This is a genomic window from Aquipuribacter hungaricus (genome assembly GCF_037860755.1).
In the GTDB taxonomy this organism is placed as follows: Bacteria; Actinomycetota; Actinomycetes; order Actinomycetales; family JBBAYJ01; genus Aquipuribacter; species Aquipuribacter hungaricus.
Genome location: NZ_JBBEOI010000353.1, coordinates 1 through 2,717 on the forward strand (window position 1 = coordinate 1; position 2,717 = coordinate 2,717).

Genomic DNA, 2,717 nt, shown 5'->3' on the forward strand with positions numbered 1-2,717 from the left:
CGAAGCGCCGCCGTCGCCGGCCCGCCGCGGCCGCCCCCGGGGCGCCGACCCCGGCCTGACCGGTCCCGGCCGGGCCGGACCCCTGAGCGGGTCGCGCCGGGACCACCCGGACGGCCCATCCGGCGCGGGCGCTCAACCTTTCGGGCGGACCTGCCGAGAGAGCAGGAGCCAGGACGGCGACAGCACGGCCACGGACCGGCCGGTACGGGAACCACCCCTCGGAAGAGAGTCGTGTGAAGTCGTCGGAGATCGGTCGCTACGCGGTGCCCCTGGGCGTCGTCGGCATCGTCATGCTGCTCGTCGTCCCGCTGCCCGCGGTGATGCTCGACGGCCTCATCGTCCTCAACATCGCGCTGAGCCTGCTCGTCCTGCTCACCGCCATGTACGTGGCCCGCCCGCTGGACTTCTCCATCTTCCCGGCGCTGCTGCTGGTCCTCACCCTGTACCGGCTCGGGCTCAACGTGGCCTCGACCCGCCTCGTGCTGCTGGACGGCTACGCCGGCGAGGTCATCCACGCCTTCGGCGAGTTCGTCATCGGCGGCTCGCTCATCGTCGGCCTCGTCATCTTCCTGCTGCTCGTCGTCATCCAGTTCGCCGTCATCACCAGCGGCGCGACCCGCGTCGCCGAGGTCGGCGCCCGGTTCACCCTGGACGCGATGCCCGGCAAGCAGATGGCCATCGACGCCGACCTCAACTCCGGCCTCATCGACGAGGACACCGCCCGCCAGCGCCGCGCCGACGTCGCCGCCGAGGCCGACTTCTACGGCGCGATGGACGGGGCGTCGAAGTTCGTCAAGGGCGACGCGGTCGCGGCGATCATCATCACCGTCATCAACCTCGTCGGCGGGTTCGGCATCGGCGTCGCGCAGCGCGGCCTGCCCTGGTCGGAGGCTCTGGAGACCTACTCCCTGCTGACGATCGGCGACGGCCTGGTCTCGCAGATCCCCGCCCTGCTCATGTCGGTCGCGACCGGCCTCATCGTCACCCGCTCGACCACCGACGGGGACCTGGGCCAGGACGCGGCCGTCCAGCTGTTCCGCAACACCCGCGCGCTGGCGATCGGCGGCGGCGCGATGATCGCGATCGCGATCGTGCCGGGCATGCCCAAGCTGCCCTTCGTCGTCGTGGGCGTCGTGCTCCTCGTGCTCGCCAGCCGTGCCCGCGGGGCCGGTTCCGGCACCGACGAGGTCGACGCGGACGCGCCGGCGCTGCCCGCCTCCGACCCCACCGAGATGCTCGTGCAGGAGATGTCCGTCGACCCGCTCGAGGTCGTCCTCGCCACCGACCTCGTCGACCTCGTCGACACCGGCGCCGGCGGCGACCTGCTCGACCGGGTCCGCGCCCTGCGCCGCAAGGTCGCCCTCGAGGTCGGCCTCGTGCTGCCGCCCGTGCGCACGCGCGACTCGCTCGAGCTCGGGCCGGGCCAGTACCAGGTGCTCGTGTCCGGCGTGGAGGTCGGCCGCGGCCAGGCCCCCGCCGGCAAGGTGCTCGCCCTCGGCGACCACCTGGAGACCCTGCCCGGCGCCACCACCGTCGAGCCCGTCTTCGGCCTGCAGGGCAAGTGGCTGCCGGTCGAGATGCGCCACCAGGCCGAGATGACCGGCGCGACCGTCGTCGACCGCGGCTCGGTGCTCATCACCCACCTCGGCGAGGTCGTCCGCGCCCACGCCTCCCGGCTGCTGTCCCGCGAGGACGTCAAGGCGCTCGTGGAGTCGGTGCGCCGGGTCCACCCCGTCGTCGTGGAGGAGCTCGTGCCCTCGCAGCTGTCGCTCGGGGAGGTGCAGCGCGTCCTGCGCGGCCTGCTCGACGAGCGGGTGCCGGTCCGCGACCTGGTCCGCATCTTCGAGGCGCTGAGCCTGCGGGCCCGGACCTCGACCGACGTCGACGGCCTCGTCGAGGCGGCCCGCGCCGGCCTCGGCCCCGCGGTCGCCGACGCCTTCTCCCGCGACGGCGTGCTCCGCGTGGTCACCCTCGACCCGCTCATGGAGCACGAGATGGCCGAGCACGTCCGCCCCACCGAGGACGGCCCGACCGTCCAGCTCGACCCCGGCCGCACCGAGGCCTTCCTCGACGCGCTCGCCGGCTGCATGACCCGGGCGGACGCCCTCGGCGTGGACTACGTGCTCGTCTGCGCGCCGGGCCTCCGCTCTGCACTCCACCGCCTGGTCGGCGCCGCCGCGCCCGCCCTCGCGGTGCTCTCGTACACCGAGGCCGGCCAGGCGCCCCGGGTGGAAGCGATCGGGACGGTGAGCCATGCCTCGGCAGTTGCATCTTGAGGGTCGGGCCCTGGAGCCCCTGCTGGAGCAGGCCAGGGCCGACCACGGCAGCGACGTCCGCGTCGTCGCCGCCCACCGCGTCCGCCGCGGCGGCATCGCCGGGTTCTTCGCCCGCGAGCACTACGAGGTGACCGTCGAGGTGGCCGACCCGACCGAGGCGCTCGCCCCGGCCGTCGGTGACGTGCCCGCGGTCCGTGCCGTCGCTGCGGTCGCGGCCCCGGCTGCTGCGCCTGTCGCACCCGTCGCGTCCGGCGTGGCGCCGGCTCCTGCCGGTCCGCAGACGCTCGAGGAGCTGCTGGCCGCGGCCGACCTGGCCGACGGCGTGGCGTCCGCGCCCGTCCTGGCGCCCGTCCTGGCGCCCGTCCTGGCGGTCGCCGGCCGGGCCCCAGCCCCGGTCGCTGCCCCGGCGGCCAGCGCTACGGCTGGTGCCTCGGCGTCGCG

General features: G+C 74.9%; 1 protein-coding gene and 1 pseudogene. Both read left to right on the plus strand.

Features of this window, described 5'->3' with window-relative positions; all coding sequences use genetic code 11:
* The first annotated feature begins 233 nt into the window (after positions 1-233).
* On the plus strand, positions 234-2,276 hold the full coding sequence (locus WCS02_RS19470) for a flagellar biosynthesis protein FlhA (protein WP_376984292.1): 2,043 nt from the start codon (positions 234-236) through the stop codon (positions 2,274-2,276).
* Positions 2,266-2,717: pseudogene (locus WCS02_RS19475) on the plus strand (hypothetical protein); the annotation flags it as partial. The gene WCS02_RS19470 and the pseudogene WCS02_RS19475, both read left to right, overlap by 11 nt.